The organism is Ferruginibacter paludis (assembly GCF_030409685.1).
GTDB classification, from domain to species: domain Bacteria; phylum Bacteroidota; class Bacteroidia; order Chitinophagales; family Chitinophagaceae; genus Ferruginibacter; species Ferruginibacter paludis.
In genome coordinates, this window is sequence record NZ_JAUFQJ010000004.1 from 566,674 (window position 1) to 583,475 (window position 16,802).

General features: G+C 46.5%; 11 protein-coding genes. 2 read left to right on the top strand and 9 right to left on the bottom strand.

Features of this window, described 5'->3' with window-relative positions; genetic code table 11:
* Positions 1-107 precede the first annotated feature (107 nt).
* Positions 108-575: a hypothetical protein gene (locus tag QWZ08_RS08060; protein ID WP_290336822.1), complete on the bottom strand. Its 468-nt coding sequence runs from the start codon at positions 573-575 to the stop codon at positions 108-110.
* Entirely contained in the window at positions 572-1,066 is a 495-nt protein-coding gene (locus tag QWZ08_RS08065) for a hypothetical protein (RefSeq protein ID WP_290336824.1), read from the bottom strand. Before QWZ08_RS08065 ends, QWZ08_RS08060 begins: the two co-directional genes overlap by 4 nt.
* Before the next feature lie 227 nt (positions 1,067-1,293).
* On the opposite strand from QWZ08_RS08065, the gene QWZ08_RS08070 reads away from it, so the two are divergent.
* Entirely contained in the window at positions 1,294-1,593 is a 300-nt protein-coding gene (locus QWZ08_RS08070; RefSeq protein WP_290336825.1) for a GNAT family N-acetyltransferase, read from the top strand.
* A 668-nt stretch (positions 1,594-2,261) separates the two neighbouring features.
* Here the strand turns inward: QWZ08_RS08070 and QWZ08_RS08075 are convergent.
* From QWZ08_RS08075 to QWZ08_RS08105, 7 genes are all read right to left on the bottom strand, one after another.
* Positions 2,262-5,747 (bottom strand): PAS domain S-box protein, encoded by a 3,486-nt coding sequence (locus QWZ08_RS08075; RefSeq protein WP_290336826.1) that lies wholly within the window; start codon positions 5,745-5,747, stop codon positions 2,262-2,264.
* 750 nt (positions 5,748-6,497) lie between these two features.
* Complete coding sequence (locus tag QWZ08_RS08080) at positions 6,498-7,070, bottom strand: sarcosine oxidase subunit gamma (protein ID WP_290336827.1); 573 nt, start codon at positions 7,068-7,070, stop codon at positions 6,498-6,500.
* 14 nt (positions 7,071-7,084) lie between these two features.
* Complete coding sequence (locus QWZ08_RS08085) at positions 7,085-9,784, bottom strand: glycine cleavage T C-terminal barrel domain-containing protein (RefSeq protein WP_290336828.1); 2,700 nt, start codon at positions 9,782-9,784, stop codon at positions 7,085-7,087.
* Positions 9,781-10,086, bottom strand: a complete 306-nt coding sequence (locus QWZ08_RS08090; protein ID WP_290336831.1) for a sarcosine oxidase subunit delta — start codon at positions 10,084-10,086, stop codon at positions 9,781-9,783. The genes QWZ08_RS08085 and QWZ08_RS08090 overlap by 4 nt, the downstream gene beginning before the upstream one ends.
* 11 nt (positions 10,087-10,097) lie before the next feature.
* Positions 10,098-11,363, bottom strand: a complete 1,266-nt coding sequence (locus tag QWZ08_RS08095; protein ID WP_290336833.1) for a sarcosine oxidase subunit beta family protein — start codon at positions 11,361-11,363, stop codon at positions 10,098-10,100.
* Complete coding sequence (locus QWZ08_RS08100) at positions 11,360-13,783, bottom strand: GcvT family protein (protein ID WP_290336834.1); 2,424 nt, start codon at positions 13,781-13,783, stop codon at positions 11,360-11,362. Before QWZ08_RS08100 ends, QWZ08_RS08095 begins: the two co-directional genes overlap by 4 nt.
* Positions 13,783-14,997 (bottom strand): aromatic ring-hydroxylating oxygenase subunit alpha, encoded by a 1,215-nt coding sequence (locus QWZ08_RS08105; RefSeq protein ID WP_290336835.1) that lies wholly within the window; start codon positions 14,995-14,997, stop codon positions 13,783-13,785. Before QWZ08_RS08105 ends, QWZ08_RS08100 begins: the two co-directional genes overlap by 1 nt.
* Before the next feature lie 305 nt (positions 14,998-15,302).
* Between QWZ08_RS08105 and QWZ08_RS08110 the strand changes: the two genes are divergently transcribed.
* Positions 15,303-16,796, top strand: a complete 1,494-nt coding sequence (locus tag QWZ08_RS08110) for an amino acid permease (protein ID WP_290336837.1) — start codon at positions 15,303-15,305, stop codon at positions 16,794-16,796.
* The last annotated feature ends 6 nt before the right edge of the window (positions 16,797-16,802 follow it).

The following is a 16,802-nucleotide window of genomic DNA, read 5'->3' on the forward strand; positions in this document are numbered from 1 at the left end:
ATTCGTATCCTGTAAAAACGGGATTTTCAGACTGCATCAATTATTATTGTACATGCCAGGATGCAATCACAGAGTGGATTTCGGTATCAGTGATTGAGATGATAAGCCTATTTAAAATCGCCACCAATAATATTGGTAACATTTGCCACCTGTTCAATCACTCTTTTCAGCAGCACGTTACTGGTGCCCGATTTATACAAATCAGCTCTCAGGCTGACTGAATTATCTTCACCACTGATGCAAATTTTGACTACATCAAACTGGTTGTTTTGTTGCAGCAGATATTTGTATTTTGTAGAATCAATCTTTCCCGGCAATGCTTCTGACAGGTCTGTAAAAACGATAATCAAATCGCTTATTGACTGTATCAATACTTTATACGACACTATATTTTCACCGCCATACGGAATAACAGCCAGGCTGTCGTTTACCATATTATATGGCAACCCCGAACCGGCTAATAATTTTTCCAATGCTGATACGGCCTTCTTTACAGGCAGTTTGGTTTTGGTTTGAGAAAAGGCCATGCCTGAAACAAGCAGCAGCATAAATACAAGAGGTAGTTGTTTTTTCATTGTTGTTTTTTAAAATGTATGTTTCGTGAAAATTGTTGTACCGGATTCTTGAAAATGGGATCACTCATCTCAAACACTGCACAGGTGGTTATTGAATCTTTTCTGAAAGAGTTCAGCATCACCACGCACTTCTTTTTATTCTGATAAAAATTGCCAATCGCCAAAGTAGATACCCATCCATCCCACACCTGTTCCGTCATTATCCTGGCCGGTTTTTTATTGGCTTTATTCAACCGCTTTACAACCTGTTCATTCCACTGGCTGATAATACCGGTCATTGCATCCCTTTTTGCAGGAAGACTTTTATACAGCGTAATTGTACAAAAATTGATGCTGGTACTTGTCATATTAAATTGTACCCTGGATGGTAACTCACTTTTTATAAAAACCTCAGGTGTCTGGTAAGTGAATACATCAAAGCTATTGGTTTGCGCAACGGCCTGAATGGTGTAATTTAAGAGTACAAGGTAAAGCAGGATGGAACGTTTCATGCAATGATTTTTATTACCGCAATTTGGACAGCATAAAAGTGGGCTTAATTCAGCATATCCTTTATCCCGTAAAAAAGGGATAATTTTTTTATCAGAAAGCAAGTAAAAAAAACGGGATACCTCTGCCCATTAGAAAGGTTTTGGTTGTATGCTGGTAGCAAAGTTTTTAATTACTTTATGAAAAAAATTGTTGCTGCAGGGCTTTATCTTTGCAGAAACAGGTATATATGAGCAACGAAATAAAAATCATCAACAACGAAAAGAGCCTTCACTTTGAAACCCTTTTAAGCAACGGTGAATTTGCGTTTATTGAATACCGCTGGCACAACGGCAATTTGGTATTTATGCATACACTGGTACCCGAAGGCTTTGAAGGAAAGGGTATTGCTGCCGCGTTGGCCCGGTTTGCCCTGGAATATGCAAAAGAAAAACAATTCAAAATAGTGGTGTACTGTCCTTATGTAAATGCATATTTAAAAAAGCATACAGAATACCAGTTTCTTGTCACAAAAAATGAGGTGCAATAATGCGTATCCAACATAATTAAAGCTTGCTTTATTTTTGTCGTAATACAAACCTTCATAGTTATTTTTCGCTATGGAAAAAAGAGAGTTTTAAATACCTTCTCATTTTTATTATTGAGGTTTTCACCTGAGAAAGTTTTCATTGTCAGGCAATTAACAAAAAGAAGTTTTACCAGTTTCCGGGATGTTACTCATTTGTTATTGAGGATGCTGATGAGCTCCTTTTAAAAACCTACCTTTATATTTATCCATCTTAAAAATTGCTGCTATACATATGAAAGAAGACTCACTACAACTCACCATTTTAAAATGGATAGTCAGAACCTCCGTAATCTCCCTTGCATTACTGGCTGGTTATTTTGCCTTTACCATGGCAGGGAATTAATGTGGCTTGGGGACCGGTAAAAGTTTCGCATTTGTGAAAGCATGGGCGTTTGTTGGATACATTCAACATTGATGGAGGTAAATAAATTTGCAGGAGTTGCAGCATTCATGGCATGCACGAAGGCAGCCTTTTGCTGGACAGAGCGTTCGAAACGCTGTATCCATTTAAAACTATTTAATATTCGCATTGGGGTTCAAAATGCCGATCTGGCAATTAAAAAAAATCATTTTCACTCATCTGCTTTTCCATTTTTTTTACAGATCGATGTAGTCTTAATTCGGCGCTACTACTTTTTTATGGTAAAATAAAATACGCTTCCTTTTCCCTCTTCAGATTGTACCCATATCTTTCCACTATGTTGTTCAACAATTTTTTTACAAGTGGCAAGGCCCATGCCAGTACCGGCATATTGCTGTTTAGTATGCAGTCGTTTAAACAGCTGAAAAATTTCTGCCTGGTGATTTTGGGGGATGCCAATTCCATTATCCTGTATTGCAAATTCATAATTTCGGCTCGTTTCTCTTGCGGAGATTGTTATAAGTGGTTTAATTCCAGGATGCTGGTATTTAACAGCATTGGAAATCAGGTTTTGAAAAAGCAATACCAGCGGCGTTCTCATGCCATAAATACCTGGCAACGGCTGTACGGTTACCTGTGCCTCTTTTTCCTCCAGTACTGCATGTTGTAAAGCTAATATTCCCTTCAGAAGTTCGTTGGTATCGATTGCTTCCCTGATGGTTTCATTGCTTCCTATCCTTGCGTAGGTAAGCAGCTGTTTTACCATTTCAGTCATTCTTTCAGAACCATCGATTGCATAATCAATGTATTTTTTTGCTTTGGTATCCAGCTGGCCTGCATAATTATCCCGCAACAGCAGCATAAAAGAACGTATCATTCGCAGTGGCTCCTGTAAGTCGTGTGAGGCAATAAATGCAAACTGCTCCAGCTCCGAATTTTTCTCTAGTAACGCCTTCCTTGCGTCCACAATATCTTGTATTGGCCGTCCCTCCGAAACAATGGCAATTACTTTTCCATCGTCATCAAAAAGCGGTTTCAGGTTGAAGAGAATATGTATAGGCTTACCATTTCCACTCACAATTTTAAGTTCGTATTCCAGGAATTCACCTTGTGCCGCACGTGCAATTTTACCCTTCAGTTTTTCCTTCTCCTCAGCAGAAGTTTCCCCCCAATAGCAATCCCATAATTTTCTATTGATCACCATTTCGGGCTTTACACCAGAAAAACGTAAAATGGTTTCATTGGCTTCCAGCAGTGTACCATCGGGTGCCAGAAAACCGATGAATGAAAATGTGGAATTGAAAATTCCTTTAAACCGTCTTTCGCTGAAAGCCAGCAATTGTTCTGCCTGTTTACGTTCCGTTATATCATGCAACGCCATAACGGCACCGGAAACTACGCCATTGGCATCTTTTATCTGGTGCCCGTTAGCGCTTAAAATACGGGCAATGCCATTTTTAGGAATTATGGCTATCTCTACATTATTAATCTCTCCTTCAACCAGTGTTCTATGAAGTGGCGCCTCTTCCTCTGTCAGCATGGTAACCCCGTCGGGTTGATAGAGCTGGTAAAAGTCTGCCATATTATTGAAGGCTGTATATTCTGCGGGTAAACCGCACAACTCCCTGGTAGCTTTATTTAATAAAATTTTTACCCCGTTGGCATCACAGGCTACTACGCCCACATTAATGGTGTTCAGCACCGTTTCAATAAAAGCCTGCTTTTCCTGTAAGGCTTCAAAAATATTTTTGCGGGCAGTAATGTCAATATGAATTCCAAACATTTTTAAAGGCTTACCCTCTGCTGTAAAGCTGATCACCTTACCCCGGTCCAATACCCATACCCATTGTCCGTTCTTATGTTTCATCCGGTATTCGCAATCATAATATTCTGTTTCCCTGTTAAAACAAGCTTTTATCAGCTGGTTCGATATCGCTCTGTCAACAGGATGCGTCAGCTTTGTCCAGGTATATTTATTAACAGGCTGCAACTCTTCAAGCGTATAGCCCAGCATGCCGGCCCAGCGTTCATTGTATATTGTTTCTCCTGTCTGTATATTCCATTCCCACACTGCGGCATTGGTACCTTCTATTACATTAGCCAACGTTTCTTTTTCTTCAACAAGCGAATGCTCCGCAGCTTTTCTTTCACTGATATTTTCAATCTGACTAATCAGGTGTTGAGGTAACCCTTCGCTACCCTTCACCAATGAGACACTCAGGTTGATCCAGATAATAGCCCCGGTTTTGGTATAATAGCGCTTCTCCAGTTTATAATTTTCTATTTCCCCGGTAATCAGCTGGTTTACCAACCCGAGATCAGCTTTTAAATCTTCCGGATGCGTAATTTGCTGAAAGTTCATTGCCAGCAATTCATCCTGCGTATAGCCAAGCATGTTGCACAGGCTTTTATTTACCCTTAACCATCGCCCCTGCAAACCCACCAGTGCCATGCCTATAGAAGCGAATTCAAAAGCCGACTCGAATTCGTCCTTTCTTAAACGCAATTCATTTTCTACTTTTTTTATTGAAGAAATATCGATTGCAGACATACTTGCCCGCATCTGCCCTTCTCTGTCACGAAAAAGAGCAGAGGAATAGAGTAACGGAAAGCGTTCTCCATTTTTTCGGATACCGGTCAGTTCGCCCTGTATCCTCCCATATTCATTTCTTTGTTGAGCAAGCAGCGCAAATTTCGGATCATCAACGTCAATTATATCTCTTCTTTCCAGTGTTTTCAACACTTCCGGTGAATAACCAAATATACCAGCAGCGGCTTCATTGCAATCAAGTATGGTGCCGGTAGAAGGATCAGTTAAAAAAGCAGCTGTTAATGAATTTTCTATAATGGACCGGTATTTTCTTTCACTTCCTTCCAATAGTTCCTGCTGCTCTTTTTGCACTTGTATGTCCTGGAAAGTGCCAAATATCCGCACGCACTTTCCATCTTCAAATACCGGTTCTCCTTTTGCCCGCACCCAGCGCACCGTTCCCGCTTGTTGAACAACCTGTAATTCTTCATCATAAGAAACATTGTGGAGTATAGCCTCATGTACACAACGGCTGATGGTATCGCGGCTTTGGCCTTCCTTGTAAAAATCAACAGCGGTTTGCAAATCGGGAATATAACTATCTGGCACTCCATGAATCTGCCTGGTAGTTGCCGACCAGTAAAGGGATTGATTTACAATGTCCAGCTGCCATGCTCCGATGCGTGCCACCTGACTGGTTTGTTCTAATAGCCCGTTTGTTTTTAACACACCGGCAACCCGCTCCTCCAGCGTTCCAATTTTTTCCCGATTGATTATTTCAAGTGCTGCCTGGCGGGCAAGCGTTTCCAGCAGTAGAATTTGCTGGTTTGATAGTTGTATTACCCGGCTGGCGATAACTGACAGCGCACCCAATACATTTCCCTCCTTATCATTCAGAGGGATAGCGGTATAAGCAACCACAACAGCCTGCGCTACCAATGGACTGTCCGAAAAACGGGCTTCGCAACGGGTATCGCTCAGGTTGCAGGCAGTGTTACTTTCTATGCAGAACGTGCTAAAAATATCGTCTTCAAATAGTGCCGGAGGAATATTCCCCTGGTATGAAACAATGGCCGTATTACCATTATTCAAAAGTGTGATATAGGTTACACAATCCGGGCACACGAATGCTGCCAGGCTTGTAATACCATCAAAAAAAGCATCCTTTTTACCTTCAAATAAACTGACTGTTTGATTGGCTGAAAATGCGGCCGGTGATTCCATATTTTTGACATAATAAGCAGTATTTTACCGCCTGCTATTAACTCTGTTGGCTGAGAAAGAAAATGGAAGATACGCGACTTAGTAAAACTGTATCAACAGACTGCTATACGATTTTATTGGTTCGCCCGGCCTGAAGCAAACAATATTTATTATTGCCGCACCGGTTGGATCTTGGATTTTTTGCCTCAGAAATCAGACAATACTGCAAATTAATTGATACCTGATCTAAGGAGTTAGAAAATCTTCTAATGGAGCTTAGTAGATTCGCTACAAATAATTCGGGAATAGAAAATGGTGGCGACTTGATGGAGGAGTAAGCAAATTGTGCTACAATATTTACGCTCAATGGTACCCGATAGCTTTTCTTCCACCGATTAATCCCGGCGAATGGAATTCCTTTCCCTGGCGGGTAATAGTTGATTTTATACAATGCATCAGTAGAATCTTACTAATTAAAAGTAATCGTAGCTAAAACTATCAGCTTCAAGAACTTTAATGAGCTTCCTGATTATGATTATTGAATGCCACCTGGAATTTCATTGTGATATTTGGCTAATCAGCATAATTGAAAAAGCGAAAAAAGAAGACTGCCGTTTCACCATTCATACAATAGAGTTGCTGATGGTTCGCATCTTATGGCATTGTTGGGTTGGCGTATGCTCTGCATTATTTTGTACTCTTTGTAATAATGAGCTACTCAAAGCCCCTGGCTCGAAATATTCCGCGGCCAAATCCGCCAGAAGAATTTATTTATGCCAATATCCACTCCCCCGCTGCATCTGCCAGCGCCTTCCACAAGTGCAAAGCGAATGAGCTTCTGACCATTACCCTATACCGGAACGGAGCCATGTGCCAGACGATCACCGGCGCCTTTGCCGTGAGGCCCTGGGAGACACTTGAAACTGGAAAATATTTTTCGCGGAGATCCTGCTCCCAAAGATGGGCAAGCACTTCACGGGCATTAGGTCCTTCCAGTTCAATGGTGGTTCGCTGGCCGCTGACATCCGTTACGCTGAAATGATAGTCGTTGTTCAACCGCAGCGGTGACAGCTTCTGCTCAGCTTCCTGGTATCCAACAATCAGCCACCAGTCGGGTGCAAGACAGAGGGCATGCGCTTCGCCTCCACCCGGTATTGTAGCCGTCTGGGTCTCACCTGGTTTTCCCGGCAGCTCCATTCCCAATGCTTCGATTACTGCCGCATGGGTGGAGGTTTCTGGTGCCACACGAAGATCGGTGGTATACAATCCCGGAATTTCAGCAATGGATACCATTGTAACGGTTCCTACGTTTATTCCTTTCAGCGGACTTTGTTTGATAATCATAATTCGGTTTTCGGTTAGTCTCTCCGGAGATTCTCTTTATCAATAAATACAGCGTCACAGATGGTAGCCCGCAACCCTTTTTTTCCGATGGGAACGGCCACCACTTCGCCCATTCGGTTCAGTCCATTGGCTATAAGCGCCAATGCAAACGCATGTCCCAGTGTTGGTGAATAATAGGAACTCGTAACAAAACCGGTGTGGTTAGTTTTACCCTGCTCATCTGGCTTTGCATCCAGTGCGGTAATGTAGGCTCCTTCAGGTAGTACTTCGTCCCCCTGTTCCGGCAACAGGCCTACCAGCTGCGGTCTTCCTGCTTGCTGCAGGTAGGGCAATTGCAGAGAGCGCTTTCCGATGAATTCCTTCTTCTTAGATACGATCCACGACATGTTGAGGTCATGCGGTGTTTGTGTTCCGTCCGTATCCTGTCCCATGATAACGTAACCCTTTTCCGCCCGCAATACGTGCATGGTCTCTGTTCCATAAGCGGTCAGATCGTAGGGACGTCCCAGCGACCACAATCGTTCCCAGATAGAACGGGCATCACTCCAGTCAACGTTGATTTCAAACGCCAGTTCTCCTGAAAAAGAAATTCGGGCAATACGCACCGTTGTTCCATCGATCGTTGCCATACGGCTATGCATAAAGGGAAATGCTTCTTTGGAAAGATCAACATTTGTTACCAATTCCTGCAGCAATTGCCTGCTTTTCGGGCCCACCAATGCGATCGTGGAAATATGCTCGGTAACCGAAGTGCAATACACTTTGAGCTCAGGCCATTCGGTTTGCAGCCACTCTTCCAGCCACGCAAGTACCCCCGCAGCGCCTCCTGTAGTAGTGGTCATTAGGTAGTGATTTTTCCCGAGGCGGGTGGCGACGCCATCGTCAAAAGCGATGCCATCTGCCTTGCACATCAATCCATAACGGCACTGTCCTTCGGGCAATGTAGAAAACATATTGGTATAAATGCGGTCAAGAAAAACACCGGCATCCTGTCCCTGGATATCAATTTTTCCAAGCGTGGAGGCATCCATGACAGCAACGCCCTCCCTTGCCGCCACACATTCCCGCCGAACGGCATCGTCCATGCTTTCTCCTTGCTTAGGAAAGTACCAGGGGCGTTTCCATTGTCCCACGTCTTCGAAGACTGCACCGGCTTCAACATGCCATGGATGAATTGGTGTAATACGGATGGGATCGGACAACGGTCCACGTTCCCGTCCGGCCAATGCAGCGAACGGCACCGGCACATACGGTGGCCTGAAAGAAAGGGTACCCACATCAGCAGGCGACAGAACGGAGTTTCCGCCCTGGGCTGTAGCATTCAATTGGCAAAGTGCACCGATAGTGAGCATGCCGCTGGTTTTGCCCTGGTCGTGTGCTGTACCGATGGTTGTGTATCGTTTGATGTGTTCAATGCTGTGCAAGCCTGCCCCTACCGCACGGCGCAACTCGTGCAAGGTTGCATCCCGTTGCAGGTCGATGTATGCGTTACGGGCCTGCTCATCATCCAATGCAGGACCAAAGAATACCGCTGGATCATCGTCGCCGCCGAAATCGCCGGCCAGCATACCGGCAGTTTGGAGCTGGTTAATTGCATGATTTACCAGGAACGCCGCATGTTTCGCACTCCACGTCGGCTTGATGCCGATGTGGGTGGCCAGGTCAACGATTGGGGTCCAGCCTCCTGAAACGGCCAACAGATCAGCGGTTGTTTCAACTATTTCGTTTGTATTGAGGTCTCGTAGAATGACGCTTTGCAAAGCCGCTTCTGCATTGGCTGTAGTGTCAAGAACAGTCGTACGAAGGCGGACCGGAATCCCCGCCGCTTTTGCTGCATCAACACTTGCACCCTGTGCATCGGGCCGCACATCATAGATAGCATGCACATGCACACCAGCCTGGTGAAGCCTGAGAGCATCACGATATCCCTGGTTGTCGACCGTAACAACAACGGCACGTTTAAAGATTCGCACTCCATGCAAGGCAACATAAGTTGCAGCCGCATGAGAGAGCATGATGCCGGGCCTGTCATTATTGGCGAAGATTAACGGGCGCTGGAATGCACCGGGTGCCAGCACTACCCTGTCGGCACGAATATGCCATACCCTGATGCGGGCACGGTTAAGCGGAGCTGCATCTCCAAGATGATCGCTTCGCCGTTCAACAGCTACAATATAGTTCTGGTCATACAATCCAGTTGCAGTGCACCTGGGTATATAAGTAAGATTTTTATGTACAAGAATATCCTTCAGCGGTGATGGTAATTCCATACCTAGGTGCCGGAGATGTCCTCCGGGTCCCGGCTGGTCGTCAATCAACAACACTTCATGTCCTGCCCGAAGTGCTTCATCCGCCGCTTTCAATCCGGCAACACCGGCTCCTATCACCAGTGTATCAACATAACGGTTGGCCTTGTCGTACCTTGCCTCATCGGGTAGTTCAGGCAGTGCGCCTATGCCGGTAAGGCTGCGTGCAGCAAGGCCTTCCGCCATCTCAATCACCGTGGCTGGGCGCATTGATTCCTGCGTACCAGATACCAGTTGAACAAGCGCATTGGGTTCTTCCACACCCAATCCAACCACGCCGCGTGGACGTCCATGATAAGTACTGTTGGTTATTGTTAGCAAGCCGCTGCGCAATAAGGCAGCCGCCATCGGCTCGCCTTGTTGTCCCTTGTAAATATTGTCGTCAAAAATGAATGAAATTTCGCTCATACCTTCTGGCCCTCCTGCCCGATGTTACCGGGCGATTTTGGTTGTTCAGTAAAAGGAAGGTATGCCGGTCCGATCTCATGCGTGACAGTATTGCGCCATAAGTTGAACCAGCGGCCACAGCCGGCAAAGTGCACCCACCGCTCGGCAAGCCAGCCCTTGGGATTAGCCCGGATGTGCAGGTATTTCGCCCAGTCACTGTCGGCCAGGGCATTGGGATCGGGGTAAGCTACGCCGGCCTCGGCTCCGTAATGGAACTCGGTTTCGTTGCGCAGGCCGCAGTGGGGACAAGGAATATACAACATAAAATATTTTTTTAGTGAGCAACGCCTGCTGCTCCGTGTTCGTCAATCAAATGCCCCGTTACAAAGCGATCAAGTGCAAATGGCTTATTCAATTCATGTGGAGCTCCGTTTGCTATTGTGTGAGCCATTACCCAGCCGGAACCGGGCGTGGCCTTGAACCCACCAGTTCCCCATCCTGCATTGATAAACAGGTTTTCTACCGGGGTAAGGCCGATGATTGGCGATGCATCCGGACAGACATCAACTATACCTCCCCAGGTCCGCAGCACCTGTGCACGGGAAAAAATAGGAAACAATTCCAGCGCTGCCGCTAACTGGTGTTCAATTACATGAAAGCCGCCACGCTGTGCATAAGAGTTGAAGGCGTCAGTACCTGCACCCATTACCAACTCACCCTTATGGGCCTGGCTTACATACACATGAACGGCGCCGCTCATCACCACGGTGTTGAGCACCTGTTCCAGCAGCGGACTTACCAGCGCCTGCAATGGCCGGCTCTGGATGGGAACGGGGAATCCGGCGAGATTGGCCAGCACCGATGAATGACCCGCTGCAACCATACCCACCTTGCCGGCTGCAATCGTGCCCTGGGAAGTGTGTACTCCCTGCACCTTATTGTTCCTGATATCAAAGCCTGTTACCTCGGTGCCCTGGATGATATCCACCCCGAGATCACTCGCTGCCTTTGCATAACCCCAGGCTACCCAATCGTGTTTGGCGATACCGCCACGTGGTTGGTAGGTGGCACCATGCACAGGATAGCGCACATCTTCGCTGATATTGATGATGGGCACCAGTTTCTTCACCTCTTCCGGAGTGAGCCATTCACTGTCGATACCGTTGAGGGCGTTTGCATATAGATTGCGTTTTTTCGAACGCACATCGCTAACGGAATGTGCAAGCGTCAATACGCCCCGTTGGCTGAAGAACATTTCATAACCGAGGTCTTCCTCCAGCGTCTCCCATAATTTCAGGGAGTGCTCATAGATAGATGCCGATTCGTCCCACAAATAATTTGAGCGGATTATGGTGGTATTACGTGCCGTATTGCCGCCGGCAAGCCAGCCCTTCTCCACAACGGCAATATTGGTGAGGCCATGATTTTTTGCCAGGTAATAAGCGGTTGCCAGTCCGTGACCACCACCTCCAACGATGACGATATCGTATGCTTTCTTCCGCTTCACCGACTTCCACAATTGCGGAGGTTGCTCAGGCAAAGCGGCTGCCCGTCTACGCCCTATTATGCCCGGGGCTAATATATCGTTCGTATTCGTCATGATTTTAATCTTGTCATTTGTGGGTCGTACTGCGGATCCTCTCCAACGGTGGCCGGGTAATCATTTTGGAAATATCGGATAGAAAGGCTTGTACCCTGATTGCTCAATGCTGCAGGCACCCACGCATAAGCCAGTTGCTTACCAATGGTATGACCAAAATAGGCACTGGTAACATAACCCACCGGCTTGCCGTGATGCAGTACAGGTTCTTTGCCCAACACCACATGCTGAGGGTTTTCAAGGATCAGGCATACCAACCGCCTGTTCAGTGCATCTTTATCTATTGCATTGAAAGCCTCCGCTCCTTTGTATCCTCCTCCCTTGCGAACGGCAAAGGACAGCCCTGCCTCATGCGGATTGTGCTCACTGTTCATATCTGTCCCGTAACTGCGGTATCCTTTTTCAAGGCGCATGGAATTAAATGCCCCACGACCGGCTGCAATCAATCCGAATTCCTTTCCTGCCTGCCAAAGGGTATCCCATAATTTTAATGCAAAATCGGCCGTAGTGTAAATTTCATATCCAAGTTCACCAACGTAAGATAGCCTGGCAAGCATCACGGGTACATGCCCGAGATAGGTGCTCTTTAGTTTAAAGTAACCGAGTGCCCCATTGCTCAAATCATCTCTTGTTAAAGACTGGGCGAGTGCCCGCGCCTTAGGTCCGAAGAGCCCCAGGCCAACAGTGCCGGCAGTCACGTCCCGCACATGCACGGTATCTGGTGCCAGTTGTTTCAGGTAATTGATATCAGTATTGCTGTTCACGCCAATAAAAAAGTCATGCTCACCACGCCGCATTACAGTGATGTCGCTTAGCATGCCAGCCTTATCATTCAGCAGCAGGCAATAGGTGATGGAGCCCGGCTTCTTGCGCAGGTTACCTGTTGTCATTTGCTCCAAAAACTCTAATGAACCTTTACCGGTGACTTCAATACGTTTTAAGGTAGTGATATCGAAAAGCCCAACGCTTTCCCTTACCGAGCAAACCTCAGCACCAATGATTGGCGACCAGAATTTTGAACTCCATTCATCCCGTGATGGACTTTTGAAATGATCGACCAAACCGGCATTGGCTTCGTACCATTGCGGCCGCTCATAACCGGCAGCTTCAAGAAAGAAGCCGCCAAGTTCTTGTTGACGCTGATAAAAACCGGTGGTGCGTAGCGGACGAGGCGACTCCATTGGCTGCAGGGGATGCAGCAGGTCGTAGACCTCAACAAAGTTTTGCGCACCCCGTTCTTCAATATGTTGTGCACCCAACTGATGGGCATCAAAGCGGTTAACATCGCATTCATGCACGGCCAGTGTTGGATGGCCATTCACGATCCACTCAGCCATCGCCCGTGCCACACCGCATGCATGGGTGACCCATACAGCCTCTGCAACCCAAAAACCTTTCAAGCCTGACCACTCACCCATCAAGGGGAAATTGTCAACAGTAAAGGAAAACAAACCATTCATCGATTCAGCAATATCGGTATCCTTCAGCGAAGGAATGACTTCTATCGAACGCTCCATAGCACCCTTCCAATCTTCAGGAGTAAATGGCACCTGGCTGGGCATTACTTCAGCAAGCTCAGCCGGAAGGATGTCCTGAGCCTTGACAGCAAGTGGCCGGTGTCCGTACCAGCCAACAGCAAGACTCTGTCCCCGCTGCCTGAAATAAAGATCCGAACCCTGGTGACGCAACACAGGCAATTCGGCTTCCGTTTTATAAGAAGCCAGTTCAGGCATCGGCACCGTGTAACATAGCTGGTGCGCCAGCGGCTGAATAGCTTTTGACATGCCCACCATCGCTCCGATCTTCGGCCCCCATATTCCAGCACAGGAAACAACGATATCCGCCGGGAATGTTCCCTGCGTAGTTTGAACACCAGTGACGTGGCCATCGACCTGATCAATCGCTGTGACTTCGCAACTATCAATATAACGGGCGCCGCGGCTGATAGCCCGCTCCCCCATTACTTCATCGGCCAATACTGCCCGTGCGATGCCATCATCGGGCACATACAATGCACCGAGCAATTTATCACGAACCAACAAAGGATGCAATTTCAATGCTTCGTCGGGAGATATTACCTGCGCATTAATCCCGGCAGACAGGGCCAGGCCGGCCCTGCGGTGAAGCTCAGCCAGGCGTTCAGGCGTAGTGGCAATCTCCAGGCTACCCACCTTAAGAAAACAGGTGTCGTCACTATGCTGAAGGCTGTATAATTTTTCGACCGTCTGGCGGGCGAACTGCGCCATGGTACGTGATCCATTGGTCTGGAAAACAACACCAGGGGCATGCGATGTAGAGCCGCCGGGCTTCCAGAGCTTGCCTTTTTCAATAACGGTGATATCACAATATCCCCGTTCCGTGAGCTCGTCGGCCAATGAACAACCAACAATACCGGCTCCTATAATTATAATTTTTGGCATCAGTGTGTGGTGTTTTCGGTGAGTTGATCACTGTACCAGGAAAGAAACTGCTTTACGAGGTATTCCTCGTCGGCCAGTGGACCGGGCTTGTAGCCACCGGAGCATATGCCGCGGTAAGCGCCTTCTGCCAGGCGCTGATCCTGTGCATTGGTCGCAGTCCAAACATTTGTCAGGTCATCAATATTATAATCCACACCTTCCACCGCATCGGCAGCAACGAGCCATTTGGTGCGCACCAGCGTCTTATCTACCGAAAGCGGGAAGACTGAAAAAGTAACGATGTGGTCGGTCAAAAAGTGATTCCAGGAATTTGGATGCGTCCATAAAGAAAGTCCACTTCCTTCCGGCCGTTTAAAATTGCCGAGGAGTTTTTTGCAGGCGTGTTCTGGTTTAAGGGTATGGGATATACATTGATTGGCAAGTGGTAGCCGAACCGTACGAAACCACAATCCATCAGGAAACTCTATCAATTCAAAAGGAAGACCAAGGCTTTCCCACTCTCTTTCTTTTTGCTGAAGCGCTTCCTGGAAGCGTCGTTCATCGGCTTGTATATTATCCTTGTCCAACCCCTTTCCAAAACCAGAGCTGTACAATGGCACCAACAGTTCAGGGTGATTGCTGGAACAATGCAAACACTCCCTGTTATTTTCAATAACAAGCTTCCAGTTACAAGCTTCTATTATATCCTTCTGGCAGGCAATTTTGGTTTTAGCTACTTCGTATGGGGCGAGATAAGGACTAAGCCTGCTTTTCACTATTTCGATATCAGGGGGTGCTGGCGAGGTAAGGCATACATAAATTAGCCCCCCGATCACGCTTACTTCTATCGGATTGAGTCCGAAATCTTCGATCGGAAAACCATCCTCCATACCGCGGGCATGTATCAGCTTTCCGTCAAGACCGTAAGTCCAGTTGTGATAAGGGCAGATGAGCCGGCGACAGTTGCCTTTTTCACCGGTAACCAGTTCATGACCGCGATGCCGGCATACATTGTAGAATCCCCGCACCTCACCGTTTTCTGACCGTTGCAGAAAAAAAGACCGCTTTCCTATTTTCAAAGCAACGTAATCGCCTGCTTTCGGAATGTCGGCTTCACAAGCCACATAAATCCACCGGCTGTAGAAAATCTTTTCAAGTTCGGCTTCGAAAATGTCAGTACTTGTGTAATACTGCACAGGTAAAGTAAAGTTTGAATCAATTCCGGTTAAGGACATAGACGTATTTTTTATCATTTAGAGTTAGTCCGCAACTAAGTTAAAAAATAAAGGTAACACGGTGATATTTTTTATAGTATGGAGTAAAATCCTTTATCGCAATTAAAAAATAAGGGCTAGGTGGTGATTTTTTTATAAATTGGAGTCAGATCCAATAATTAAGTCGGAGCAAAAAAGCAGCTGTCATTCAATATTCATGAAGAAAACAACCAACAAAATCAGGATGGAACTGGCAACTTATACACCAGGCATCCTTGATCATTAAAATTTACAATTTACCAAAACCAATCACCTGCAATTCATATATGAATGAAACGCCCGCTAACGATAATAACGACCTGGCCAGTTTTGGTTACCGGCAGGAATTAAAGCGTTCCATGGGGAGCTTCTCCAGTTTTGCTGCAGGCTTTTCTTATATTTCTATTCTTACCGGTCTTTTCCAGATGTTTCATTTGGGGTATGGCGTTGCAGGGCCGGGATTTTTCTGGACCTGGCCATTTGTATTGGTTGGTCAGTTGCTGGTGGCGCTCTGCTTTGCAGAACTGGCTTCCAGGTTTCCCTTATCCGGCGGGGTGTATCAGTGGGCAAAGTTTACCGGTAACTCTTTTCTTGGCTGGATGACTGGCTGGATTTACCTGGCCTGCCTGATTGTTACGATTGCCGCCGTGGCCATGGCACTGCAGGTAAGTTTACCCCAGATTTCAAATTCCTTCCAGGTTATTGGAAACTCCAATGATGCAAAATCCGTTGCGGTGAACGCCATTGTACTGGGGTCTGTGCTGATTATTATTAGTACCGTCGTCAATGCCAGGGGTATTAAGCTGCTGGCGCTGATTAACAATATTGGTGTATTTACCGAACTGATTGGCATTGTATTGCTGATCGTTTTGCTGTTTTTAAACAGGGTAAGATCCCCTATCGACGCGGTTGTTCACATTAAAAATGCCGGATCTGCCTTCAACGCATTTCCGGGTCTGAAGATTTTTTTTGCAGCTACTGCCTTAACAGCCTCCTATGTATTATATGGTTTTGACACGGCCGGAACATTGGCCGAAGAAACACATGATCCAAGAAAAAAAGCACCCCGCGCCATCCTGCAGGCCTTGCTTGCCGCCGGATTTGCCGGATTACTTGTATTACTGCTTGCATTAATGGCGGTGCCGGATTTTAACATGCCGGATTTGGGAAATATAAACGGAGGGCTACCCATGCTGGTGAAATCTGTGTTGGGTGAAACGACCGGCCGCCTTTTTCTATGCAATGTTATTTTTGCCATCGTTGTATGCACTTTTGCAGTTCATTCAGGAGCCGTAAGACTGATGTTCGCTATGGGACGTGACGGCTACCTGCCCTTTAGTAAATCCTTATCGCATGTTTCCGCAAAAACCCAGACGCCGGTTTTGGCTACCCTGCTTTGTGGATTAGCGGCAATCATTATCCTGGCAGTCAACCTGCAATTTCCAAAAGTATTTGAGCTGGTAACTTCTATCGCTATATTGTGGGCTAACCTTGCTTACTGGATAGTGGTGGCACTTCAACTAAGAAACAGGATTATATTAACCCGTAACGGAGGGGATGCAGACGCAAGGTTTAGTTTAGGCAAATGGGGATTCCCGGTGAATATCCTGGCGCTTGTCTGGAGCAGTTTTATGGTGATCAATGTGTCGTGGCCCCGTACGGCAACCTATGGTGAAGGATGGTATAACCAGTATGCAGCATGGATATACACAGCGGGGTTGATTTGCCTTGGTGTGTTGATTTATAATTACAGGCTTAATAAAAAACAACAAATTCCTTAACAAGAA